The sequence below is a fragment of the Allorhizobium undicola ORS 992 = ATCC 700741 genome (assembly GCF_000621665.1).
Lineage (GTDB): Bacteria > Pseudomonadota > Alphaproteobacteria > Rhizobiales > Rhizobiaceae > Allorhizobium > Allorhizobium undicola.
In genome coordinates this window covers 83537-108699 of record NZ_JHXQ01000002.1, presented here as the reverse complement: position 1 = coordinate 108699, position 25163 = coordinate 83537, and the positions used below count along the sequence as shown (strand labels likewise).

Below are 25163 nucleotides of genomic sequence, written 5' to 3'. Positions count from 1 at the left end.
AAACCCGCAATGGATTTTCTTTGGGTAGACATGATGGGCAAGCCAGTGTGGATGTGGCTGTTCTTCATTGCTGTCGTTCTTTTTCTTCTCGTTCTCGATCTTGGTGTTCTTCACAAGAAGAGCAAGGAAATCGGCATGGCCGAAAGCTTTGCCTTCTCCGCTTTTTATATTGCGCTTGGCGTGTTGTTCGGCGGCTGGATATGGTGGCAATCGGGCCAACAGGCCGGTATTGAATATCTCACCGGATTCGTGATCGAAAAAAGCCTTGCGATGGACAATATCTTTGTCATCGCCATGATCTTCAGTTACTTCGCCATTCCGCGAGCCTATCAGCACCGCGTGCTGCTTTACGGTATCCTTGGCGTCATCGTGCTGCGCGGCATCATGATTGCAGCGGGTGCGGCCATCGTCGAAAGCTATCACTGGGTTCTTTATTTCTTCGCCGCCTTCCTGGTCTTCACCGGCGTGAAAATGCTGCTGACGGCCGACAAGGAATATGACGTCGCTTCAAACCCCGTGCTGAATTTCGTGCGCCGCCACTTGCCGGTTACGGAAAAGCTCGAAGGCGATCATTTCGTGGTGCGCAAGGCCGACGAAAAGACCGGCAAGATGAAAACCTATATCACGCCGCTGCTTCTGGCGCTGATCATGGTGGAATTCGTGGACCTTGTCTTCGCGGTGGACTCCATCCCGGCAATCTTTGCCATCACCACCGATCCTTACATCGTCTACACCTCCAACATCTTCGCGATCCTGGGTCTTCGGGCGCTGTACTTCGCACTCTCGGCTCTGATCCATCGCTTCGCCTATCTGAAATATGCGCTTTCGGTCGTGCTGATCTTTATTGGCTCCAAGATCTTCATTGCCGACATGCTGGGCATTGCCAAGATCCCGCCGATGATCTCCCTGACCATCACGCTTGGCATTCTTGCCGCCGGTATCTTCGGCTCGCTGTGGGCAACGCGCGGCAGCAAGCAAAGGGCCGAAGCGGAGTAATCCGCAACCGGGCGAAAAAATGGCCGCCGTGGCTTCTGTCACGGCGGCGTTTTTGTTTATAAAAGTCTTTTGATGACAAGGATGCCCATATGACCTCTGCGATTCTGGACCGTTTCCTGCGGTATGTCGTGATCGACACCCAGTCCGACCGGACGTCCTCCAGCCAGCCCTCCACGGAAAAGCAGAAGAACCTCGGGCGCGTTCTCGTGGACGAATTACAGGCCATGGGCCTCGCCGATGCCCATATGGATGAACACGGCAATATCTACGCCACCCTGCCCGCTACATCGCAAAAGGCGGTTCCGGCCATCTGCTTCTGCTCCCATATGGACACGGCCCCGGACTTCTCCGGCACGAATGTGAAGCCGCAGGTGCTGCGCAACTATCAGGGCGGCGACATCGTATTGCCCGGAGATACGAGCCGCGTGATCCGGGTGAGTGAAAATCCGGAACTGGCGCGCCAGATCGGCAAGGACATCGTCACAACCGATGGCACGACCCTGCTGGGCGCAGATGACAAGGCAGGCATTGCCGAAATCATGACGGCGGCCCAATTTCTGCTGGACCATCCGGAAATCCCGCACGGGCCGGTCAAAATCCTTTTCACCACCGATGAGGAAATCGGCCGCGGTGCCGACAAGGTAGATCTGAAGAAACTGGGCGCAGCCTTCGGCTACACCATGGACGGAAGCACGGTTGGCGAAATCGAGAATGAAAACTTCTCCGCCGACGAGGTCAAGATCAGCATTACCGGTGTCGCCATTCATCCGGGCACGGCCAAAGGCCGCATGGAAAACGCCATCAGGATCGCAAGCCAGATCATTGCCCGCCTGCCCAGGGATCTTGGTCCGGAAGCGACGGAGGGCCGCCAGGGCTTCATTCATCCCAGCGATATGACGGCCACGCTCGAAGGTGCGGACATCAACTTCATCATCCGCGATTTCGACGTCTCCGGACTGCACGACAAGGAAAAACTGCTGGAAGATATTACCCGCGAGGTCATGGCCGGTTTTCCAGCCTCCACCTACAGCTTTACGGTGCTTGAACAATATCGCAACATGAAGATGGTTCTCGACCAGCACCCGCAGGTCATGGACAATCTGGCGGAGGCTGTCCGCCGCGTTGGCCTTGAACCGAAACTCACCGCCATTCGCGGTGGTACGGATGGCGCACGCCTTTCCTTCATGGGGCTTCCCTGCCCGAATATCTATACCGGCGGTCACGCCTATCACTCGCCGCTGGAATGGATCAGCGTCCAGGATATGGAAATTTCCGCCCGCACCATCGTGGAACTGGTGAAGGTTTGGGAAGAAAGAGCCATATAAGTTTAAAACGGATCGGCAGGGGGTAAGCGCCCCTGTCTCCGATCATTCGGCGGCGGTCTTGAGGTCTACATCGTCCGTGGCGTTCGGATCGCCGGGCAGCGTCTCTGCTTCGAGATCAGGGAAGGCGACGATGCGCTTTCCGGAAAAGTCGGTGTGAACCACCACCAGCCCCTGCTCTTCGAAATAACCGAGAAGGCGACGGGCGCGGCGCGCCGAATGCGTGCCATAAGCCTTGGCAATGCGAAGATCGGAAGGGCAAGGCTCGTTGCGAATGGCAGCCTTGGCCATGAGCAGGAACACGCCCTGCAAATCCTCCGAAACGCGAAGGGAAAGCGTAAGCGCGGTCTGCCAGTTTTCCGAACTTGCCGTTTCCTCGTCAACGCCCGCGCGGGCCACGGCTACACGGCGGCGAAACTCGCCCATGGCCATGGGCGGGCCTGTCACGCGGCGCATTCGGGCGCGAACCAGAAATTCCTGATAAAGCACGGAATCCGTTCGATAAGCAGCCTGCGGATCTTCCAGGATTTCCGAAAGCACAGCCGCCAGCCGCTCTTCCCGCTCTGCCGCTGGCATTTCCGGCTGGGCGGGCGCGCGCTGGATGGAAATGTCATCGCCGGATGCGGCGGGCGATGCCTTGGAAAGCTCGGCCAGAATATCCGTGGTGGGGCGCGGCGCAGGCGGCGTACGCCGCAGGATGGGACGGTTGAACTCCTCCGGATCGGGCGTGAAAATCAGGTCTTCCACATCCTGGGGCGCTTCGGGCAGCGGCATCAGCTTGGGGCTAGAGGACCGGGCGGAGGTTTCCACGGCGCCAATGACGATGGGCAGGGGACGGCGTGACAGCGCCGGTCCAAGGGCCACGAAGTTCCCGCGCTTCAGATCACGGAACATTTCCGCCTGACGGCGATCCATGCCCAGAAGATCGGCGGCGCGGGCCATGTCGATGTCCAGGAATGTTCGCCCCATCAGAAAGTTGGAGGCTTCCGCGGCAACGTTCTTTGCCAGCTTTGCCAGCCGCTGCGTGGCGATGACCCCGGCAAGACCGCGCTTTCTGCCCCGGCACATCAGATTGGTCATCGCGCCCAGCGAAAGCTTGCGGGCATCTTCGGACACGTCACCACCAACGGAAGGCGCAAACATCTGCGCCTCGTCCACCACCACCAGAACAGGATACCAGTATTCGCGCTCGGCATCGAACAGGCCGTTGAGGAAAATCCCGGCAGCGCGCATTTGCTGCTCTATATCCAGCCCCTCCAGCGTGAAAACGCAGGAGACCCGATGCTGACGGATGCGCGTGGCAATCCCGATCAACTCGGCATCGCTGCGATCACCATCCACGACGATGTGACCATATTTATCGGCAAGCGTGACGAAATCGCCCTCCGGGTCGATAATGACCTGCTGCACCCACGGTGCCGATTGCTCCAGAAGCCGGCGCAAAAGATGCGATTTGCCAGAGCCGGAATTGCCCTGCACCAGCAGACGGGTTGCCAGAAGCTCTTCGATATCGAGCTTGGCCGGCTGACCGCCCGCCACCGTTCCCATATCGATCCCGACCTGCACGCAGCTACCCCTTCAATCAACGCCACCCGGCTTTTCATCCGTCTGGCAGCACGGGCGCTGGCCCGAAGAAAACCGCAAACACTCAAAAGCCGACTTAACGCGACGGCCCTGTGAAGAGTGTCTAGCATGTTCAGGCCAAAACAGCTTGGCGTTCTTTACGAAACCCACAGGCAATAATACCAAGGCTCGAAGATGCGAACGCATCCTCGCCTTGAGGAGATTTCGAATATCTCAACTGCGTCAGAGGCTTGAGATATTCGAAAGGGGAATACCAAGGGTCATTTTCAATGACCCTTGGTATAAGGCCGGACGCAGGACACCCTGCCCTGTGCCTGCCGGTCAATCCGGCTCATCTGCCGGAACGGGTGAAACCAGCAGCTTGTCGATACGGCGTCCATCCAGATCGACGACCTCGAATCTCCAGCCGTTCTTCACGAAGCTTTCGCCCAGCGAAGGGATGCGCTTCAATTCGTCCAGCACGAAACCGGCAACGGTGGTAAAATCCGGGTCATCTTCCACCGGCACGCGGATATGCTCCACGAACTCGTCGATCGGCGTCCAGCCTGCCACGAGATAGGAGCCATCTTCCCGCAGCAGCAGAGCGGGCTCTTCCTCGCCATCTTCCTGAAAGGCGCCTGTGATGGCTTCCAGAATATCGCCGGAGGTAATGATGCCTTCGAAATGGCCGTACTCGTCATAGACAAGCACCATATGCATCCCGGTCTTGCGAATGGACTGGATGATGTCGATGGCGCCGGCCAGATCGGAGACGATCGGCACTTCGCTGGTCAGCGCCTGAATGTCGAAATCATTGCCGCGCGCCAGCGCATCGTAAAAATTCTTTACCAGAAGCACACCGATGATCTCATCGGAATTGCCATTGCGCACCGGCATACGCGAATGCGTCGAGGCGGAAAGCTTGTCGCGAATTTCCTCTATCGAGTCTTCCGTGTTGATGGTCACGACATCGCGGCGGGGCGTCATAAGCCCGCGGGCTGTGCGGTCGGCAAGCCGCATCACGCCGGAAATCATCTGCGATTCCTCGGTTTCGATCACGCCCGCGCTTTGCGCCTCGGCCAGAACCGTCTTGATTTCCTCGTCCGTGACCGTGCCGGAACTGCCGCCCTTTTGCCCAAGAAGCGCCAGAAGCGCGCGGCCGGAACTATCCAGCAACCACACCAGCGGCGCGGCGATGCGCGACAGCACCTTCATGGCGCCCGCCACGCGGGCTGCCACCAGTTCGGCATTGCGCAGCGCGATCTGCTTCGGCACGAGTTCGCCAATGATGAGCTGAAGATAGGTGATGAGAACAACGACGGAGCCCACGCCCAAAGCGCTGGCCGCGCCCTCGGAAAGCCCCTGTAGCGCCAGCCATTGCGACAGGCGCGCACCGAGCGTTGCACCTGAAAATGCGCCCGACAGAACGCCCACAAGCGTGATGCCGATCTGCACGGTCGAAATGAAGCGGCCCGGATCCTCCGCCAGCCGAATGGCCACGGCGGCACCGCGATGCCCCTGATCCGCCATGACCTTGAGACGTGCGGCACGGGCGGAAACAACAGCCAGCTCGGACATGGACAGCAGCCCGTTCAGGAGGGTCAGCAGCGCGACAATAAGGATTTCAGCAATCAAGCGTTTCTAGGTCTCATAGGAACCGCGCAAGGCGGCGGCGGCCAAGCTTTAGCACAGGTCGCGGCCACAATCCAAATACACTGGACCGATTTTTCCGCAATGGAACAAGAAAGGTCGCCAATAACCGCCATGGCTTTCGCACAAGCCGCGCCGTCACGCCATCATCGGCACCATCTTCAGGCCGAAGCCCTGCATGAGCCGGAGCGTTGAAAAATCCGTCCGTCCGGACGTAAAACACGCCACATCGGGCGCATCCGGATGAGCAACGCCTTCGTTCAACGGCACAAGCCTGCGCGCCTGACGGGCAATGGCCTCCGCCGGATCCAGCCAATCCACCGGCCAGGGGGCAAGCTTGCGAAACAGATTGGCCAAAAATGGATAATGCGTGCAGGCCAGCACGACAATATCGGTTTTGGCGCCGCCTTCGCTGCGAAAACATGGCATGACTTCGGCGGCCACTGCCGCCTCATCCACGGGTTCGCCGCGAATATAGGCCTCGGCCAGCCGGGCAAGACCCGGCGACCCTACAAGATGAACATTGCACTGGCTGGCGAAGGACGAAATCAGCTCCTGCGTATAGGCACGCTTCACGGTGCCGGGCGTGGCAAGGACACTGACGAGGCCGGATCGCGTGCGCTCGGCCGCAGGCTTGATGGCTGGCACGGTGCCGATGAAGCGGGCTTGCGGATAGGCCGCCCGCAGCGCCGCTCCCGCCAAAGTAAAGGCCGTATTGCAGGCAATGATGACTGCCTCGGGCTGGTGCGATGCCAGCAGGGAGCCGAACAGGCCGACGATCCTGGCCCGCAGCGGCTCCTCTTCCCAGTCGCCGTAAGGAAAGGCTGCATCGTCTCCGATGTAGACGAAGCGGCGCTCAGGCATCAAAACCCGCGCTTCACGCAGAACGGTCAGGCCGCCGATGCCCGAATCGAAAACCAGAACCGGCCGCTCGTCACTTGCCGTCACATCCTGCATCCTGCTCCTCGCCGGTCACGATTTGCCCGCTCACGTCCGCCGCGGGGTCGCCATTGCGGCGCCTGAAACGATCCAGAGAAGACACCACACCCCGCATCACCTTGATTTCGGGCGAGGTAAAGGCCCGCCGGGAAAGCACCGCGCGCAGATTATCGACCATCTTCGCCTTTTTGTGGGGCGGGTGAAAGTAATTGCGCGCATCGAGCGCCTCTTCGATATGCTCGAAAAAGCCGATCAGCTCCTCCTTGGTCGAGGGTGCCTGATCGACCTCCTGAAAGGGCGTGGCCGTTACATCGCTCATGCCGGACTTCATCCACTCATAGGACATCAGCAACACGGCCTGGGCGATATTCAACGATGCGAAAGCGGGATTGACCGGAAAGGTGACGATTTCATCGGCCAGCGCCACATCCTCGTTGGTGAGCCCGGATTTCTCGCGGCCAAACAGAATGCCGGTTTTTGCCCCGGCCCGAAAATGCTGGCGCAGGGTTTCAGCCGCCGTCACGGGCGAGCGCACCGGCTTGAATCCGTCCCGCTGGCGCGCCGTGGTGGCATAAACGAAATTCAGATCGGCAAGCGCTTCTTCGAGTGTGCCAAAAACCTTGGTGCCATCGATCACGTGATCGGCCTTGGCGGCTGCCGCGCGGGCCTTTTCGGACGGCCACCCGTCGCGCGGGTTCACCAGCCGCAGCTCAGCCAGGCCGAAATTGGCCATGGCGCGCGCCACCATGCCAATGTTTTCGCCCAGTTGCGGCTCCACCAGAATAATGGCCGGTCCCTCCGCAATCATGTCCCGCTCGCTGTTCGTGCCTGCCATTCTCATCTGCCCGCATTGAAAACCGCGGCCTCACTGGCACAAAGCCCGGAAAAAATCAAAGGCGGAACGGAAGCTTTGTCAGATATGCGCCTGACTTTCACGGCCAGGGTGCCGTTAATGCGATGCAAGCTGGCGAAAGTTTTCCCGCAGCGAAACCGCCGCCTCGCCGCGCTGGGCGGGATGGCGAATATCGTCCACCACAAACCAGCGGTTCTCATTGTCCCAGCCTTCGCGCACGAGATCGAACCAGACCACAGTGGGTTTGCGCAAGTCGGGGCTGTCGCCAAGGCAGTAAAATGCTTCGAAAGTCACGGTCACGCGCGTCACGCCCTTGTCTTCGGGCGCGGCCTTGTACTGCACCTTGCGAAGCGGGCAGCCATCCTGCGCGCCAAGCACCGGCTCGTAATCGAGAAACATCTGCTCGCCCGCATCCTTCATGTGCAGGAGGGCGGCGGTCAGGTCATGGGTAAAGCCCCGGCTATAGCTCACCATCAGCGTGGCCGGGTCCCAATAGTCGGCCGCGGGGGGCTTGTCGCCGGGCTTGATCATCGAATTGTGAAGCGTGACGGCCATGATCTCCTTCACCTTTTCCACCGCATCGTCGGCAGCGTTTGCCGGCAGGACCGCCGAGCCCCATGCAGCCAGCGCCAGAGTACCCGCCAAAACCTTTGTCACCCTACCCTTCATCGCCCGTTCCCCCGGTTGCAATCAGATTTGCAGATACCAAAAGCAAGCGCTATGGCAACGGCGATTTCTGGGGCCGTGACTCTGCGCGAAATACCAGAAATTCCCCGAGGCTTTTGCCGCCCCCGCCCCTCCTTCCTGTTTGCCTTGCGCGTTGAGAATGCTATAGGCAAACGCGGTCCAACAGACAGTCGGGTGACATTCGGTCGCCTTCAAGCGTGAGGAAGATTTATGCAAAAGATCAAGGTTGCAAACCCTGTCGTCGATCTCGACGGCGATGAGATGACAAGGATCATCTGGCAGTTCATCAAGGACAAGCTGATCCTGCCCTACCTCGATCTCGAGATCGAATATTACGACCTCTCGGTTGAAAACCGCGACGCAACCGACGATCAGGTCACGGTCGATGCCGCCCATGCCATCAAGAAGCACGGCGTTGGCATCAAGTGCGCCACGATCACGCCCGACGAAGCCCGCGTCGAGGAATTCGGCCTCAAGCAGATGTGGAAGAGCCCGAACGGCACGATCCGCAACATTCTGGGCGGCGTGATCTTCCGCGAGCCGATCATCTGCAAGAATGTTCCCCGCCTCGTTCCCGGCTGGACGCAGCCGATCGTCGTTGGCCGTCACGCCTTCGGCGACCAGTACCGCGCAACCGACTTCAAATTCCCCGGCAAGGGCAAGCTCACCATCAAGTTCGTCGGCGAAGACGGGCAGGTCATCGAGAAGGAAGTGTTCAACGCTCCCTCCTCCGGCGTTGCCATGGCCATGTACAACCTGGACGATTCGATCCGCGATTTCGCCCGCGCTTCGATGAATTACGGCCTGATGCGCAAGTGGCCCGTCTACCTCTCCACCAAGAACACCATTCTCAAGGCCTATGACGGCCGCTTCAAGGACATATTCCAGGAAGTCTACGAGAACGAGTTCAAGGCCAAGTTCGATGCCGCCGGCATCATCTACGAACACCGCCTGATCGACGATATGGTTGCCTCGGCCCTCAAGTGGTCCGGCGGTTACGTCTGGGCGTGCAAGAACTATGACGGCGACGTCCAGTCCGACACCGTTGCCCAGGGCTTTGGCTCGCTCGGCCTGATGACCTCGGTGCTGATGACGCCGGATGGCCAGACCGTCGAAGCGGAAGCCGCCCACGGTACGGTGACGCGCCACTATCGCCAGCACCAGAAGGGTCAGGAGACCTCCACCAACTCCATCGCTTCCATCTTCGCATGGACGCGCGGCCTTGCCCATCGCGCCAAGCTGGACGACAACGCCGATCTCGCCCGCTTCGCCACGACGCTGGAAAAGGTTTGCGTGGAAACGGTGGAAGCCGGTTATATGACGAAGGATCTGGCGCTGCTCATCGGCCCCGATCAGCCCTGGCTGTCCACCACCGCCTTCCTCGACAAGATCGACGAAAATCTGCGCAAGGCCATGGCGGCCTGAAGCATTTGTTCCAAGGAAACCCGGCTTCGAGCCGGGTTTTTTTATTGAAGAATTCCACAGACCTTCAGGAGAACATCATGACCGAAGACGTCATTCTCTATACCCACCCCATGTCACGCGGGCGCATGGTGCGCTGGATGCTCGAGGAAATTGGCAGGCCCTACACGACCGAATGGCTGCTTTACGGCCCGGCGATGAAGGACCCCGCCTACCGCGCCATCAACCCGCTGGGCAAAGTGCCCGCCATCCGGCATGGTGAAACCATCGTGACCGAAACCCCGGCAATCCTTGCTTATCTGGCAGACGCCTTTCCGCAGGCGGGTCTTGCGCCGGAACCTTCGGCGCGCGGCTCCTATTACCGCTGGCTTTTCTTCACCGCAGGCCCTGTCGAGTCGATGGTGATCAACAATGCCTGCGGCTTCGTCGTGCCGGATGAAAAGCGCGGCATGATGGGCTATATCGACCAGAAGGATATGCTGGACGTGATCGAAGCCGCGATTACCGCCGGTCCCTTCATCGCCGGGGATAAATTCTCCGCCGCCGATGTCTATGTCGCCTCTCACCTGGGTTTCCAGATGAATATGCTGGGAATGGAAAAACGCCAGGCTTTCGTTGATTACACCCAGCGTATGACAAGCCGCGAGGCCTTTGCACGGGCTGCCGCAATCGACGCCAAGGCCCTGGAAGAACTGAAGGCTCATACGAAGAGTGATTGAAGATGACTCCTCGTATTCCATTTTCGAATATCTCAAGCCCCTGATGCGTTTGAGATATTCGAAATCTCTTCAAGGCGAGGATGCGTTACAGCGCCGTGCGTTTTATCAAACGCACAAAGGACGCTGTAACACTCTAAAACTGCTGCATGATTTTCACCTTAAATCGATTCCGATTTAAGGATTTATGCAGTAGCATCTTCGAGCCTTGGCATCAAAGCTGACAAGACCTGCCTTTTTGAAACGCAGACCGCGATCAGGTTTTGCCGGAAATGCCTCAACCGGCCTGCGGCGCAAGGGACGAAAATGCAAAACCATTGCTGGCGCTGGCCTCAGCGCCGGGCGGGCTTTGCCGCGCAATGGCATCATGGCAGACCACACGGTTTCTGCCGCCATTCTTGGCAGCATAAAGCGCGCTATCGGCAGCAACAATCTGGCTTTCCGTCTCCGCACCGCCCGGCTCCACCCGTTTCAATCCCATGCTGACCGCTGCCCGGACCGAATGGCCATGCCATGTGAAGGGCTCATTGTGCAAATCCTGCCGAAGGGCTTCGCAAAAGGCCAAGGCCTTCTGGCTATCGAAACCCTTGAGAAAAAGACCGAATTCCTCTCCCCCCACGCGGCCGAACACCATGCCCGGCCCAAGCTGCCCATTGACCCTCGATACGAATTGCCTCAGCACCAGATCGCCCGCCGCGTGGCCATGATTATCGTTGATGGCCTTGAAATGATCGATGTCGATAAGGGCGAGGCAGCCACCCGCGCCAATCTCCACGCCAAGCCGATCCATGAAGGCGCGCCGGTTCAGCGCCCCGGTGAGGCCATCGGTTTCAGAGGCGCGCTTGTATTCCAGCAATACCCGGTCCCGGCTGAGAGAAAAGATTCCCACCCCGCACATCAGCGAAATCACATGCAGCATGAACGTCATCAGACCGTACCAAACGGAAACCGGCTGACCCTCCGTTTCGCCAACGGGGAAGATGAGCGTCATCGGGATCCGCATCAGATTGACGAGAACATAGGCAGCAAGGAAGAAAACCAGAAGCTTGCGTGTGGGCAATGCCTCGCGCCGATAGCCCTGCCAGATGGCCAGAGCCATCAAGCCCAGCTCGATGCTGAGCAGGACCGAACTTGCGATGATGCGCAGATTGATATTGCCGGAAAAGGCGGGCGACCCCAGATAGGCGCCCATCCAGATGCCACCAAACAGAAACATGGCCCCGCAATGCGTGCTTTTCCCGTCGAAAGACCGAAACCCCTGCCACAACAGGCCAACGCCCGCAAGAAGTGCGGCATTGCCGACACCCACCGACCAGAAAGCCGGAACGAAACCGCGAAGGCTCAAAAGAAGCACGCCCAGCCCCCCGACCGCAAAGCCGGCGCTCCAGATCTTCAGCTCCTGACGCGACGGCTCGCTCGTGAAGCTTATATAGGTCAGCAGGCCAATGATGAACCAGCCGACCAGCAGGCAAATCATGAGGGTGGGAATGTCGAGAAGGGGCATGGTCTCTTGATATATCCTGAAATTCTATGGGAATATTTCATAGCAAAGGTGAATGACCGGATAATTGCACAACCCGCGTAACAAAAAAGATGCGCGATGTGTAAAGATACGCAAGATTCATGACCAAATCCGGTTGCATCACGGCAGGTTGCATGGTTGCCGCCAACTTCGATGCCAGCGCCGAACCCCATTGGGGGCTTGACGCCAGCATGGCTTGCACGCAGATAAGAAACATGAAGGCATCAGACGCAGATATCATCATCGTTCCCGGCTACACGAATTCCGGCCCGGACCACTGGCAAAGCCGCTGGCAGGCCAAGCTTTCCACGGCACGTCGCGTGGAGCAGGCAGAGTGGGCCAAACCCGAGCGCGAAGACTGGGTGGAGCGCCTCGCAGAGGAAGTGAATGCCGCCGAACGCCCGGTCGTGCTTGTGGCGCATTCGCTGGGCATACCCACGGTGGTTCATGCCATCCCGCTGTTCAAAAAGCCCGTGGCCGGGGCGTTTTTCGTGGCCCCGCCCGATGTGGCCAATGCCGCCATCCGTCCTAAACATCTCATGACCTTCGGGCCATATCCGCGCGAACGCCTGCCCTTTCCCACCATGCTGATCGCCAGCCGAAACGATCCCTTCGGCAGTTACGAACATGCCGAAGACATTGCCGATAGCTGGGGTGCCTTGCTGATCGATGCGGGAGAATCGGGGCATATCAACAGCGAATCCGGGCACGGCCCATGGCCGGAAGGCACGATGGTTTTTGCGCAATTCCTCTCCAGACTCTGAAAGGCTCGCGTATTTGCGGCTTATCCCCCGCGAATTCTCCGGTTTGACGAGCTGGTTCTTTCAAGACCGTGGTGAAGGGCTGTAGGATCGGCAGCAAGCTTCTTTGCAACGAAAACACAGGAAGGGCCAATCGCTGCATTGTGAAAACCCGCGTTTTCCGTTATGGGACCGCCTCAACAATGACACTTCGCGTCCGCCGCAAGACGCCAACAGCAGAGACAAGCCGTTATGAACCGTCGCCGCCGTATTTACGAAGGCAAGGCCAAGATCCTTTACGAAGGTCCGGAGCCGGGCACTCTGATCCAGTTTTTCAAGGACGACGCCACCGCCTTCAACAAGAAGAAGCATGAAGTCATCGACGGAAAAGGCGTGTTGAACAACCGTATTTCCGAATATGTCTTTACGCATCTGAACAAGATCGGCATTCCCACCCACTTCATCCGCCGCCTGAACATGCGCGAGCAGTTGATCAAGGAAGTGGAAATCATTCCTCTGGAAATCGTGGTGCGCAATGTTGCTGCCGGTTCGCTGTCGCGGCGGCTGGGCATCGAGGAAGGCGTTGTTCTGCCCCGCTCCATCATCGAGTTCTACTATAAATCCGACGCGCTTGAAGATCCCATCGTCTCCGAAGAGCATATCACCGCTTTCGGCTGGGCCAATCCCGCCGAGCTTGACGACATCATGGCGCTTGCCATCCGTGTCAACGACTTCCTGAGCGGTCTTTTCCTTGGCATCGGCATCCAGCTCGTCGATTTCAAGATCGAATGCGGCCGCCTTTATGAAGGGGACATGATGCGCATTGTTCTGGCAGACGAAATCTCGCCGGACAGTTGCCGCCTCTGGGACATCGAGACGAAGGAACGCCTCGATAAGGACCGCTTCCGTCACGACATGGGCGGATTGCTGGAAGCCTATCAGGAAGTGGCGCGCCGTCTTGGCATCATCAACGAGAACGAACCCGTGCGCGGTACAGGCCCGGTTCTGGTCAAGTAAATTTGGAGACAGATTGTGATTAAGGCACGTGTGACCGTTACCCTCAAGAATGGCGTTCTCGATCCGCAGGGCAAGGCCATCGAAGGCGCGCTTGGCGCGCTCGGCTTCGACGGCGTGAACCAGGTACGCCAGGGCAAGGTTTTCGATCTCGCTCTCGACACCGCAGACAAGGCAAAGGCTGAGGAAGAACTGAAGGCAATGTGCGAAAAGCTCCTCGCCAATACCGTGATCGAAAACTACGCCATCGCCCTGGTGGAATGAACCGGGCATCTGGTCGTCATCCGAAGCGATCCTGATGATCGGCCAGGATGACACCAGTAGACTGACGGCTACGCGGGCCTGACCGGCCCGCCGCCACCATCCATGCAACGTGCCGCAACCCTCCAAGTAAAGGTGTCAGCAGAGCCATGAAATCCGCCGTCGTTCAACTTCCGGGCCTCAACCGTGACCGCGACATGATTGCCGCACTGACCAAGATTTCCGGTCATGCGCCGATTACAGTCTGGCAGACAGAGACGGAAATCCCCGACGTGGATCTGATCGTTATTCCCGGCGGCTTTTCCTATGGCGATTATCTGCGTTGCGGCGCCATTGCGGCACGAATGCCCGTCATGCAGGCCATACGCGCCAAGGCTGAAGCGGGCGTCAAGGTTCTGGGCGTCTGCAACGGCTTTCAGATCCTGCTGGAGGCAGGTATGCTGCCGGGCGCCCTGATGCGCAATGCCTCCCTCAAATTCGTCTGCCGCGAAGTGAAGCTCGAAGTGGTCAATGACGACACGGACTTCACCCGCGCCTATGAAAAGGGTCAGATTATCCGCAGTCCCGTCGCCCACCATGACGGCAATTATTTCCTCGACAGCGATGCCTTGAAGGCCGTCGAGGGCAATGGCCAGGTGGTGTTCCGCTATGCTGACGGCACCAATCCGAACGGCTCCATCAACGATATTGCAGGCGTTATCAACGAGCGCGGCAACGTTCTGGGCATGATGCCGCATCCGGAAAACCTCATCGAAGCCGCACATGGCGGAAATGATGGCCGGGGGATTTTCGCCTCCGCGCTGAACGTGATTGCGGCCGCCTGAGGCAGACGGCCAAAGCGCCTGTCGCAACACGCTTCCGTCACAATCCAGCCTTATCGGAAAAGCCGCATTCACATGGTGCGCAAAGGCGTCATGGCTTTGCACAAAATGTGAATGGCCGCCGCCTGCTCTCACGCTTTGCTTGCGCTTATCCGGGGGCGCACGGCTTCCGTTCAATTCGTGAGGCCAAGCGGTTCGGCCTCACCTTCCGACTTGACGTAGCTTTCCCGACGACGCGACAGCTTCAAGGAAAGTTGCAATGACGATTTCTTGGGGACATTCAATGCGCAGCTCACTCCTTCTCCCCTCCGTGGTGGCTCTTGCCCTGTTGGCAGGCTGCAAACCGACGACGCCACCACCGCAGAGAAGCGTGAGCGCGCTGAAGGTCATGGAAGGGATCACCATGGCTGCCGCAAATTGCTGGGTCCGATCCGGCGACCCGGCATTCAAGGCCTTTCGTCTCGATGCCGAGTTGAACTCCTTCTCCGGCCAGCCTCGCATTCTGCTGGTGCGCAAGGGTTCGGCTGACATCCGTCCGCAACTGGTCGTCATGGCGGAAGGTCAGCCTGCCCGCCTGCAAGCCTTTGGCCCGTTGATGAACGACCCGCTCTCCAGCCGTATTTCTACCGATGTGAAGCGCTGGTCGTCCGGCAATTCGAGCTGCCGATAAAAGCCCCGAGACGTATTTTTGCCACTCGCCTAATCCTCGGGACAAGCCCAGAATTGGCCCGACGAATCAAAATCGAGTGCGCGCTCCCATGCCAATATTTGCATTGATCAGGAAACGATCCAAAAAGTTTCGGGGTAATATCCTCGCGGGGCAAAATAAAGGGCGTGGCGCCACTCGTATGGGCGCCTTTGTCATCCTGACGGCTTTCAGCCTGGGCGCCACATCTCATGCCAGCCTCGCCGGGGAACATATCATCGACGAAATGCGCTTTGGTGGCATGGCCTCTGTGCAAGGCGATGAAAATGGCGCGGCGTTTTCAGGCAACGTCTTTTTCGATCCGTTCAACCGCGGCGATACGCCAAGTCTGATGGAAAGCCTCATGCATCCACGCCCCTTCATCGGGGCGGAAGCAGGTTTTGGCAAGATGAACAATCAGGCCTATGGCGGCCTCGCCTGGACATTCGATGTCACCGACCGGATTTTTGCCGAAGTGGGCTTTGGAGGCGTGGTTCACGACGGCGCCATCAACGATAAGGGCCGCAACGGGCCGGATCTTGGATGCCGCGTGCTTTTCCGCGAACATGCGGCTCTCGGCTACCGTCTGGACAGTAAGTGGAGCCTTATTGGCCAGATCGAACACGCCTCCAATGCCAATCTCTGCGATCCCAATGACGGCATGACCCATGCCGGTTTGCAGGTTGGTTATCGGTTCTAGAGCCTTTCCCTGTTTCATGGAAACAGGGAAAGGCTCTAACTGTTTGTTTTTACGCATTTTCGGACGGAAAACCGGTTTCCACTTTTCCTGAAAATGCTCTAGGATCAAAACTCCTGCTGCACAATTCCCGATATTGAAATCTATTTCAGGAATTGCGCAGCAAATTTAGAGGGTTCGGTGCCCTGCGGTTGATAAACGCAGGGCCTGTGAAACCTCATATCGCCGATAGCGTCCAGGCAACAATGTCGCTGCTGACCTTGGAGAAGGCTTGCGACAGCGCATCCACCATGGCCTGATTTTCGCCGCTGCGGGCCGGGACAGAGGCTGAGAAAACGCGCTGCGCCATCACGGTGCCGTTGCGATCGTTCAGGAGCTTGACCGAAATTTCCACGACGGCATGACGGCCATTGCCAGCCTCGATCTCGAAGGATCTGATGTCTGAGATCAACTGATAGTCGATGGCCAGCCCCTGCCCCGGCTTGCCCACGCCACCCAGTTTTCCGCTGTTTTCGAAGGATTCCACCAGCTTGGACTGCACCATGCGCGGAAGCTTGTCACCCCATTGCGACTTGGACAGATATTGCATTTCCGTGCCGGAAACGCGCACCACAATCATTTCGCTGTCCAGAACCTTGAGTGCGGTTGGATCCTGCACGAGAATCTGACGTTTCGGGGCCGTAGCCTTTGCCTGAAGCGGGGCTGTTGCCACGGCCAGGTCATAGGTGTCATTCGGGGTACTGCCGCAGGCCGCAAGGCCGAGGACAAGCAAGGATCCCGCCAGAATTTTGGACATGCAGCCGCCCAGACCGTTTACAGTTACAGCACCCATCGTCAGCCCTCTTGCGCACTGCCGGAGATTGCCGGCCCTGTTATCCCGATCGTCATTTCGGTTTTTATGGATGCCGGTCATCGGCGCAACCGGCCATCATATTGCTTTACATTGTCACCGCCGAAGATCAGGCGCTGGGGATCGCGATCGAAATTACTGATCGTGTCATCCAGATTTCGCACGGTCTGGCGGGTGTCGTTCACCAGTGTCTGAATGTCCTTCAGCCCGGATGATGAGAATTTCGAGAGATTATCGGCGATGGGCCCGATCTTCTGATTGACGTTATCGGCGACCGCGCGGATCGACACCAGCGTGCGGCGCGCCTCCGCCGAGAGCGAATTGGTGTCATCCGAGCCCAGAAGCTGATCGACCTTTACCAGAATGCCATCGACGCGGCTGGAGGCATTGTTCAGCTTGCTGGCCAATTGCGTGAAATTGTTGATCGCCGCATCGATGTCCTGCTTGCGATTGGTCAGGCTTTCGCTGACCGAGCGGAAATCCGAAACGCTCTTGCGCGCATCCGCGACGGCCACGGAAACATCATCGACAATACGCGCCACCTTCTGCCCATCGACGGTCGCGACGAGCTGGTCAACCTTGTCCAGCGTGCCCTGCGCCTTCAGGCCGAAGGCATTGTAGGTCTGGGCAGTGGCGTTGAAACTGTCGATAGCCGTGCCGATTTTGTCGGAGGCGTCGGCGATGCGATTGGTAAACGTCTCGGCATTGGTCAGGATCTGGTTGACCTTCTGGCGATCAACTGCCTTCAACAGATCTTCCGCCGCCGCAAGCGTTGCATCGAGACGCCCCGAAAGCCCCGTAACCGTATCGGACAATGCGCTCACACTTTTCAGGAAGGTGTCGATGCCGCTGGCATTGTCGGCGAGCGCCTTGGAAAAGGTTTCGGCATTGCGAACCGTATTGGTCAGGGGGCCACGCGCATCGGCAACGAAGCCCTGAATGTCGGAAATGGCATTATCGGCACGACGCATGATCTTGTCTGCCGTGGCAAGAAGGTTGGTGACACTCGACTGATCGGCCGTCAGCATGGCCGTCCGGCCCGTTTCCCGCGCGCGGTCGAAGAGATTGTCGCCACCCACGCCACCGGAAAGCTCGATATAGGCTGCGCCGGTCAGGCCCTGAATTTCCAGAACGGCCTTGGTATTGGAGCGCACGGGGGAATCTTCCTGCACCTCCGTTTGCGCAATCGAGAAGGCCGGATCGTCCCGGTCGATGCTCAGCGACAGCACGGACCCCACCTGAATCCCGTTGAACCGCACAGGTGAGCCAACGCTCAAACCGTTTGCAGAGCCGGGAATGCGGATGGTCAGCTGCGCCATCGGGCCGCCGCGTCCATACTCCGCCATCCAGTAGACAAATCCGAATGCCGCGAGAATCACGAGAATCGTGAAAAAGCCGACGATGGAATAATTTGCTTTGGTTTCCATGGGTTCTCAATCAGTCGCGGTGCAGGTTGCGGGCTTGTTCTTGTTTTGGAATGGCGCGCGCGCGCTTTCCCCGGAAATAGGATTTAACCCAGTCGTCGTCGCATTCGAGCATATCGGTTAGCGGTCCTTCAACCAATACCCGTTTCTGCCCCAGCACGGCAATGCGGTCGCAGACGGAAAACAGACTGTCGAGATCGTGTGTGACCATATAGACGGTCAGCCCCAGCGTATCGCGCAGTCTGGCAATGAGGTCGTCGAATTCCGCCGCACCGATGGGGTCCAGGCCGGATGTCGGCTCATCGAGGAAAACGAGATCGGGATCGAGTGCAAGCGCGCGCGCAAGGCCGGCGCGCTTTATCATGCCGCCCGAAAGCTCGGACGGGTACTTGTCTCCCGCATCGGGATTGAGGCCGACCATCTGGATCTTCAGGTAAGCCAGCTCATCCATCAGAGATTGCGGAAGTTTCAGATATTCGCGCATGGGAAGCTGAATGTTTTCCTTCACCGTCAGCGCGGAAAACAATGCGCCGTGCTGGAAAAGAACACCAAGGCGCGTGTCCAGCGCGGCACGCTCGGCGTCTGAAACGCTGTCATAATCGGCGCCCAGAATGCGAATCGTTCCGGAACGGCGCTGGAGCAGCCGCAACACCGTGCGCATCAGCACGGATTTTCCCGCCCCCGACGGGCCGATGAAGCCAAGCACCTCGCCGCGATAGACATCGAGATCGAGATTGTCGAGAACCAGCTTGTCGCCGAAGCCGACCGTGAGGCCGCGCACGGATAGAACCGCCTCCCGCTCTGCTTTGTCGTGACCGGTTTCAGCCATCGCCATCTCCTAGAAATTGATCGCCCCGTAGAACATGGCGAAAAGCCCGTCCACGAGAATGACGACGAAGATGGATTTGACCACCGCGGCAGTAACATGCTGGCCAAGCGATTCGGCGCTGCCGCCGACCTTCATGCCCTCCACCGCCGCCACGATGGCAATGATGACGGCCATGAAGGGCGCCTTGATCATGCCCGCCATCAGCGTCGAAAAATCGACGGCCTCGTGCAGGCGGGACAGGAAAACCTGGAATGTAATGCCCGAATAGACCCAGGAGACGATGGCCGCGCCATAGAGCGCGGCGAAATTGGCAATGATCGTCAGCAGCGGCAGCACCACCACCAGCGCCACCAGACGCGGCAGGACCAGAACGCCGATGGGATTGAGGCCGATGACCTTGAGCGCGTCGATTTCCTCGCGCATCTTCATCGAGCCGATTTCGGCGGTGATCGCCGAACCGGAACGCCCGGCAATCATGATGGCTGTCAGCAAAACGCCGATTTCGCGCAATTGCAGGATGCCGACCAGATCGACCACAAAGACTTCCGCGCCGAAATAGCGAAGCTGAAACGCGCCCTGCTGGGCAATGATGGCGCCGATGAGAAACGACATGAGCGTAATGATCGGCACCGCCCGCACACCCATGTGATCCATCTGGTTGACGATGGAGGCCAGGGAGGCGCTGCCGCGCTTTTCCTTGGACTGGGTGCCGCGCACCGCCGAGCCAAGCACGAAGCTCATGGCGACGATGTCGTCCCAAAGGGCAATCGTTCCCTTGCCCACCGGCTCCAGTATTTTCTGGGCGAGCGGCCGGGTGTCCTTTCTGATTTCCGGAAGCGGCGGCTGTTCCGGCAAGGCGGCAATCAGCTCCCGCATGACGTCGCTGCCGCCCGAAATCGTTACGCGGCCACCATCGCGGGCGGCAAGCTGCATCCGCCTGATGATCCAGGCGCCGGACGTATCCAGCCGGGTCAGGCCGGAGAGATCGATTTCGGTTCGCGCCGGAGCGGAACCTTCTATTTCGGCCAGTTGCGGCAGCACGGCATGAATGGTGTCATTGCGCCATTCTCCCGTAAGGCGAAGCCTTAATCCGGCATCCCCTTCCAGCGGTTCGGTTTCGACCGAAGCCATTTCGGCAGTCGTGGACGTCAATTGGGACAAACTTTCAAAGCCATGACAGATTGAGCCTATCGGGGGTTTCTCCGAGGCCAAGGAGAATATATCCTGCCCACGGCGCAATTCCACTCACACGCAGCAGGAAAAGCTTTCCGTAACCCTTCGGCAACAGTGTCATACACAGGCTTTTTCTGGTCTGAGCCGAAGACCGTGCCGTTTTCAGGCCATGCTGCGCTCTGCGGCGACGATGACCGGCTCCTGCGGGGTCCGAATCACGGTGGGCCTGGCAAGCATTTTCACTTCGGGCTGCGTCTGATAACGCTCTCCCCATTCTATCAATTCCAGACTGCCGTCGAAATGCTCCACCACCGCCGTACAGCTTTCCACCCAGTCGCCTGTATTGATATAGGAAATTCCATCCATCTCCGCGATGACGGCATGATGGATATGGCCGCAAATGACGCCATCCACATCGGCGCGGCGCGCCTCCTCCACCACGACACGCTGGAATTCGCCAATGAAATTCACCGCATGTTTGACCTGAAGCTTTGCCCAGGCAGAAAACGACCAGTAAGGCATACCCAGTTTGCGACGTATTGCCGATAGCCCGACATTGATGGCGATCGCCATGTCATAGGCCCAGTCACCCAGATAGGCGAGCAGGCGGGCATTGCGCACCACGACATCGAATTCATCGCCATGGAGAATGAGGTAACGCTTGCCGTCTGCCGCTTCGTGAATGATACGGTCCTTGACTTCTATGCCGCCGAAATGGGTTCCGGGGAAATCCCGGAGAAACTCGTCGTGATTTCCGGGGATATATACAATGCGCGTGCCCTTGCGCGCCTTGCGCAGCAGTTTTTGCACCACATCATTGCAGCCCTGCGGCCAGTACCAGCTGCGCTTCAGCCTCCAGCCATCGACGATGTCGCCAACCAGCACGATGGTTTCCGCCTCATAGATGCGCAGGAAATCCAGCAGGAAATCCGTCTTGGCAGCCTTGGAGCCAAGATGAATATCGGAGATGAAGAGAGTTCTTACATGCCGCGTTTCCGCGGAGTGGTTGTCCATCGCCTCGCTCACGCAACTGCCCCTTTTCGCGCTCGTCGCCCATGCGCTTTCAAAACCAGACTCGTATTTCAGGATGATGACACCGCCGGTTCTCTTCATCCTTTACAGGAAATTCGCCTATGGAATTCGCTCACCGGATGCGGCAGTCTCCGCCCGCCCACCGCCATCCGGCGACCCGCTTCCCTTGCAACTCGGCTCGGGAACAATTACCCGATGCCCGAAATATCTTCTGGCTCAAGGGAACTTTTGTAGTATGACGGGGCCAAAGAGAAAGAACGAAACGGCAAGACGATGACAGAAGACAAGACAAAGACATCCACACCGTCCGGCGACCTGGATTCCCAGGCCCTGTTCTATCACCTTCACCCGCGGCCCGGTAAGCTGGAGATCCAGCCCACCAAGCCGCTGGGCAATCAGCGCGATCTGGCGCTGGCCTATTCGCCGGGCGTGGCCGCCCCCTGTCTTGCCATTCGCGACAACCCCGCCGCCGCCGACGATTATACGGCCCGCTCCAATCTGGTTGCCGTCATTTCCAATGGCACCGCAGTCCTTGGGCTTGGCAATATCGGCCCGCTGGCCTCCAAGCCGGTCATGGAAGGCAAGGCCGTTCTCTTCAAGAAATTCGCCGGCATCGATGTGTTCGACATCGAGGTCGATGCCCTGAGCGTCGATGGCATGGTCTCCACCGTTTCGGCCCTGGAGCCGACCTTCGGCGGCATCAATCTGGAAGACATCAAGGCGCCGGAATGCTTCGAGATCGAGCAGCAATTGCGCGACAAGATGAATATTCCGGTTTTCCACGACGACCAGCACGGCACGGCCATCATCGTGGCGGCTGCGGTGCTGAACGGGCTTGAGCTGGCTGGAAAGTCTATTTCCAACGTCAAGATCGTCACTTCGGGCGCCGGTGCGGCGGCCCTTGCCTGCCTCAACCTGCTGGTGGAGCTGGGCGCGCGGCGCGAAAACATCTGGGTGCATGACATCGAAGGCCTCGTTTACAAGGGCCGCAACGAGTTGATGGACCGGTGGAAGGAAATCTACGCGCAGGAAAGCGACAAGCGGACGCTGGCCGAGAGCATCGGCGGCGCGGATGTGTTCCTCGGCCTTTCCGCCGCTGGCGTGCTGAAGCCCGAACTGCTGGCGCAGATGGCTGAAAAGCCGCTGATCATGGCGCTGGCCAATCCGAAGCCGGAAATCATGCCGGAAGAGGCGCGCACCGCCCGCCCCGATGCGATGATCTGCACGGGCCGTTCGGACTATCCGAACCAGGTCAATAACGTTCTGTGCTTCCCCTATATCTTCCGGGGCGCGCTGGATTGCGGCGCAACAACCATCAACGAGCAGATGAAAATGGCCGCCGTAAAGGCCATTGCAGCACTTGCACGCGAGGAAGTTTCGGAAGTGGCCGCCAAGGCCTATACGGGCGATACGCCGACGTTCGGGGCGCAATACCTCATTCCCTCGCCGTTCGATCCGCGCCTTATCCTGCGCATTGCGCCCGCCGTTGCCAAGGCCGCCGAGGAAAGCGGCGTCGCACGCCGGCCCATTGCCGATTACGACGCCTACCTCGACCAGTTGAACCGCTTCGTCTTCCGCTCCGGCTTCATCATGAAGCCGATCTTCGCCAACGCCAAGACAGCGGCGAAGAAGCGGGTGATCTTCGCCGAAGGCGAAGATGAGCGCGTATTGCGTGCCGCCCAGGTCCTGCTGGAAGACGGGATCGGCGAGCCGATCCTCATTGGCCGTCCGCAGATCGTCGAAACCCGCTTGCAGCGTTTCGGCCTGCGTATCCGTCCGGGCGTGGACTTCGCCATCGTCAATCCGGAAGACGATCCGCGCTACCGCGAATATGTGGATGACTACTTCGCCCTCGTCGGTCGCGCCGGCATCAACCCGGAAGCGGCACGAACGATCGTGCGTACGAACAACACCGTGATCGGCGCCCTTTCCGTCAGACGCAGTGAAGCCGATGCGCTGATTTGCGGGCTGGAAGGCCGGTTTGACCGCCATGTGCACGACGTGCAGCAAATCATCGGCAAGAAGCCGAACGTCCGGGATTTCTCGGGCCTCAGCCTGCTGATTTCGCAGCGTGGCGCCATTTTCATGACCGATACTTTCGTAACGGAAAATCCATCCGCCGAAGAAATCGCCGAGATGACCATTCTGGCGGCCCAGACCATTCGCCGCTTCGGCATTACGCCGAAGGCTGCTCTGCTATCCCACTCCAATTTCGGCTCGCGTGATTCCGAAAGCGCACGCAAGATGCGCGCTGCATTGGAAATCCTGCATCAGGACGCGCCCGATCTGGAAGTGGATGGCGAAATGCAGGGTGGGTCCGCCCTTTCCGATGCCCTTCGCCGTCGCGCCATGCCGGACAGCACCTTGCAGGGCGAGGCCAATCTTCTGGTCTTCCCCAACCTCGATGCCGCCAACATCTCGCTTGGCCTTGTCCGCACCATGACGGATGCCCTGCATGTGGGGCCGATCCTGCTGGGTGCGGCCATGCCCGCGCATGTGCTTTCCACTTCGGTGACGTCTCGCGGTGTCGTGAACATGGCCGCCCTTGCCGTGGTGGAAGCCAATCAGGCAGAATGATCCCTCCGGGCCGGGCAAGTCAGCCCGGCTCTTTCTGGAGGCTCATTGCATGAATGACTGGTCGGCTGCCCAATATCTGAAGTTCAACGATGAGCGCAGCCGCCCTGCCCGCGATCTTCTGGCACAGATCCCGCTTGCCAGCCCCGGCCGTATTGTCGATATCGGCTGCGGTCCCGGCAACTCCACCGCCCTTCTGGCCAGCCGGTTTCCTGACGCGGTGATTTCAGGTTTCGACACCTCCCCCGACATGCTGGCGAAGGCCCGCAAAACCCTTGCCGGAATTGATTTCTATCAGGCGGATGCAAGCCACTGGCAGCCCGAAGAGCCTGTGGACGTGCTGTTCTCCAATGCGGTTTTTCAATGGGTGCCAGATCGCATGGCGGTCATGCAGAGCCTGCTCGACAAGGCATTGGCCGCTGGCGGCGTGCTGGCGATCCAGATGCCCGACAATCTGATGGAACCGCTGCATGTGCTGATGCGCGAGGTGGCCGCGCAGGAGCCGTGGGCCGAAAAACTGCAAACGGTGGCCCGCACCCCGATGGCCACGGCGGAGGAATATTACGAGGCACTCAAGCCACATTGCGCCAGGCTGGACATATGGCACACCATTTACAATCATCCGCTGGATGGCGTCGATGCGGTGGTCGAGTGGGTAAAGGGTACCGGTCTGCGACCGTTTATCGAACCGCTTTGCGACGAGGAGCGGCCCGATTTTCTCAACCGCTATCGCAGCCGGCTGGCGCGGGCCTATCCGCCGTTGAAAGATGGCAAGGTGCTTTTGCCCTTCCCCCGCCTCTTCATCCTTGCACAGAAAGGCTGAAGAGGCGGGTATCGGGCCGCAGCCAAAGGCTCTAATCCCAGGTGAAACCCTTATCTTTCATGTAGATATTGTTGACGTTCTTGCACCAGTCCACCTTGAAGTCTTCAGCGCCGTAATCGTCCCAGCTTACCCGGAACGGCACGACGCAATCGCCCTCATTGCTGAACCAGTCCATATTGACCGCCTCGCCAGGCCGGATACGGCTGTTCAGCCAGTTATCGCTCCACCGGCCGTTCTGATAGGTGTAAAAGCCGTTGATCGTGTAGCCGTTGGCGCGATTGTGCAGCCGGAAGGCATAATCGCTGGCAGAAGCGGGAAGGGTGGCCAGGGCCGAAAGCCCGAGTGCCAGCAGCAGTTTTTTCATGAATACCCCCGAGAAAAATCTCAATCCAAAGCGAGGGAACCCCTCGCCTCACGCCCACAATTCATACCAAGGTTCGAAGATGCTCACGCATCCTCACCCTGAAGATTTTTCGAATATCTCAATTGCGTCCGGGGCTTGAGACATTCGAAAAGGGAATACCAAGAGTCATTTTCAATGACCCTTGGTATCAGCGCATTTCCAGGCAG

Annotated in this window: 24 protein-coding genes; 12 read left to right on the top strand and 12 right to left on the bottom strand. The window is 58.8% G+C overall.

The annotated features are described in order from the left end of the window. Positions 1-9: 9 nt before the first annotated feature. Positions 10-996 carry a TerC family protein gene (locus T424_RS0102610; RefSeq protein WP_027486340.1) on the top strand — a complete coding sequence of 329 codons (987 nt, stop codon included), beginning with the start codon at positions 10-12 and terminating at the stop codon, positions 994-996. An 89-nt stretch (positions 997-1085) separates the two neighbouring features. After that, positions 1086-2321 carry a peptidase T gene (gene pepT, locus T424_RS0102605; RefSeq protein ID WP_027486339.1) on the top strand — a complete coding sequence of 412 codons (1236 nt, stop codon included), beginning with the start codon at positions 1086-1088 and terminating at the stop codon, positions 2319-2321. A 42-nt stretch (positions 2322-2363) separates the two neighbouring features. On the opposite strand, the gene T424_RS0102600 is transcribed toward pepT, so the two are convergent. The 5 genes from T424_RS0102600 to T424_RS21660 form a co-directional block, all read right to left on the bottom strand. After that, complete coding sequence (locus tag T424_RS0102600; protein WP_027486338.1) at positions 2364-3884, bottom strand: ATP-binding protein; 1521 nt, start codon at positions 3882-3884, stop codon at positions 2364-2366. 339 nt (positions 3885-4223) lie between these two features. Next, on the bottom strand, positions 4224-5516 hold the full coding sequence (locus T424_RS0102595) for a hemolysin family protein (protein WP_027486337.1): 1293 nt from the start codon (positions 5514-5516) through the stop codon (positions 4224-4226). 153 nt (positions 5517-5669) lie between these two features. Continuing rightward, complete coding sequence (gene murI, locus T424_RS0102590) at positions 5670-6479, bottom strand: glutamate racemase (RefSeq protein ID WP_245269393.1); 810 nt, start codon at positions 6477-6479, stop codon at positions 5670-5672. Continuing rightward, the gene (locus tag T424_RS19990; protein ID WP_037066417.1) at positions 6466-7305 is read right to left on the bottom strand and encodes an RNA methyltransferase; all 840 of its coding nucleotides are present in this window, start codon (positions 7303-7305) and stop codon (positions 6466-6468) included. Before T424_RS19990 ends, murI begins: the two co-directional genes overlap by 14 nt. 114 nt (positions 7306-7419) lie before the next feature. Further along, positions 7420-7992, bottom strand: a complete 573-nt coding sequence (locus T424_RS21660) for a hypothetical protein (RefSeq protein ID WP_051558740.1) — start codon at positions 7990-7992, stop codon at positions 7420-7422. 228 nt (positions 7993-8220) lie between these two features. Between T424_RS21660 and T424_RS0102575 the strand changes: the two genes are divergently transcribed. Next, on the top strand, positions 8221-9435 hold the full coding sequence (locus T424_RS0102575; protein ID WP_027486334.1) for an NADP-dependent isocitrate dehydrogenase: 1215 nt from the start codon (positions 8221-8223) through the stop codon (positions 9433-9435). 77 nt (positions 9436-9512) lie between these two features. After that, the gene (locus T424_RS0102570; protein WP_027486333.1) at positions 9513-10151 is read left to right on the top strand and encodes a glutathione S-transferase family protein; all 639 of its coding nucleotides are present in this window, start codon (positions 9513-9515) and stop codon (positions 10149-10151) included. 274 nt (positions 10152-10425) lie between these two features. Here T424_RS0102570 and T424_RS0102565 read toward each other — a convergent pair whose 3' ends face one another. Further along, positions 10426-11652 (bottom strand): GGDEF domain-containing protein, encoded by a 1227-nt coding sequence (locus T424_RS0102565; protein WP_027486332.1) that lies wholly within the window; start codon positions 11650-11652, stop codon positions 10426-10428. 233 nt (positions 11653-11885) lie between these two features. Here T424_RS0102565 and T424_RS0102560 point away from each other — a divergent pair, with 233 nt between their 5' ends. The 6 genes from T424_RS0102560 (at position 11886) to T424_RS0102535 (ending at position 15891) form a co-directional block, all read left to right on the top strand. Next, complete coding sequence (locus T424_RS0102560) at positions 11886-12434, top strand: RBBP9/YdeN family alpha/beta hydrolase (RefSeq protein WP_027486331.1); 549 nt, start codon at positions 11886-11888, stop codon at positions 12432-12434. A 228-nt stretch (positions 12435-12662) separates the two neighbouring features. Then, positions 12663-13427 carry a phosphoribosylaminoimidazolesuccinocarboxamide synthase gene (gene purC, locus T424_RS0102555; protein ID WP_027486330.1) on the top strand — a complete coding sequence of 255 codons (765 nt, stop codon included), beginning with the start codon at positions 12663-12665 and terminating at the stop codon, positions 13425-13427. A gap of 15 nt (positions 13428-13442) precedes the next feature. Continuing rightward, positions 13443-13688, top strand: coding sequence for a phosphoribosylformylglycinamidine synthase subunit PurS (gene purS / locus T424_RS0102550; protein ID WP_027486329.1), 246 nt, complete (start codon positions 13443-13445; stop codon positions 13686-13688). A gap of 146 nt (positions 13689-13834) precedes the next feature. Beyond that, positions 13835-14509 carry a phosphoribosylformylglycinamidine synthase subunit PurQ gene (purQ, locus tag T424_RS0102545; protein ID WP_027486328.1) on the top strand — a complete coding sequence of 225 codons (675 nt, stop codon included), beginning with the start codon at positions 13835-13837 and terminating at the stop codon, positions 14507-14509. A gap of 280 nt (positions 14510-14789) precedes the next feature. After that, positions 14790-15176, top strand: a complete 387-nt coding sequence (locus tag T424_RS0102540) for a hypothetical protein (protein WP_027486327.1) — start codon at positions 14790-14792, stop codon at positions 15174-15176. Between the two features lie 178 nt (positions 15177-15354). Then, complete coding sequence (locus T424_RS0102535) at positions 15355-15891, top strand: acyloxyacyl hydrolase (RefSeq protein WP_027486326.1); 537 nt, start codon at positions 15355-15357, stop codon at positions 15889-15891. Positions 15892-16105: 214 nt separating this feature from the next. On the opposite strand, the gene T424_RS0102530 is transcribed toward T424_RS0102535, so the two are convergent. From T424_RS0102530 to T424_RS19985, 5 genes are all read right to left on the bottom strand, one after another. Beyond that, positions 16106-16720 (bottom strand): ABC-type transport auxiliary lipoprotein family protein, encoded by a 615-nt coding sequence (locus tag T424_RS0102530; protein WP_051558739.1) that lies wholly within the window; start codon positions 16718-16720, stop codon positions 16106-16108. A 77-nt stretch (positions 16721-16797) separates the two neighbouring features. After that, positions 16798-18165: an MCE family protein gene (locus T424_RS0102525; RefSeq protein WP_027486324.1), complete on the bottom strand. Its 1368-nt coding sequence runs from the start codon at positions 18163-18165 to the stop codon at positions 16798-16800. Between the two features lie 10 nt (positions 18166-18175). Then, positions 18176-18991 (bottom strand): ABC transporter ATP-binding protein, encoded by an 816-nt coding sequence (locus tag T424_RS0102520; protein ID WP_027486323.1) that lies wholly within the window; start codon positions 18989-18991, stop codon positions 18176-18178. A gap of 9 nt (positions 18992-19000) precedes the next feature. Beyond that, complete coding sequence (locus T424_RS0102515) at positions 19001-20122, bottom strand: ABC transporter permease (protein WP_027486322.1); 1122 nt, start codon at positions 20120-20122, stop codon at positions 19001-19003. A 204-nt stretch (positions 20123-20326) separates the two neighbouring features. After that, positions 20327-21178, bottom strand: a complete 852-nt coding sequence (locus tag T424_RS19985) for a UDP-2,3-diacylglucosamine diphosphatase (protein ID WP_051558738.1) — start codon at positions 21176-21178, stop codon at positions 20327-20329. A 291-nt stretch (positions 21179-21469) separates the two neighbouring features. Between T424_RS19985 and T424_RS0102505 the strand changes: the two genes are divergently transcribed. After that, positions 21470-23773 carry an NADP-dependent malic enzyme gene (locus tag T424_RS0102505; RefSeq protein ID WP_027486321.1) on the top strand — a complete coding sequence of 768 codons (2304 nt, stop codon included), beginning with the start codon at positions 21470-21472 and terminating at the stop codon, positions 23771-23773. Between the two features lie 49 nt (positions 23774-23822). Further along, positions 23823-24593, top strand: coding sequence for a trans-aconitate 2-methyltransferase (tam, locus tag T424_RS0102500; RefSeq protein WP_027486320.1), 771 nt, complete (start codon positions 23823-23825; stop codon positions 24591-24593). A 31-nt stretch (positions 24594-24624) separates the two neighbouring features. On the opposite strand, the gene T424_RS0102495 is transcribed toward tam, so the two are convergent. Further along, positions 24625-24957 (bottom strand): hypothetical protein, encoded by a 333-nt coding sequence (locus T424_RS0102495; RefSeq protein ID WP_027486319.1) that lies wholly within the window; start codon positions 24955-24957, stop codon positions 24625-24627. Between the last annotated feature and the right edge of the window lie 206 nt (positions 24958-25163).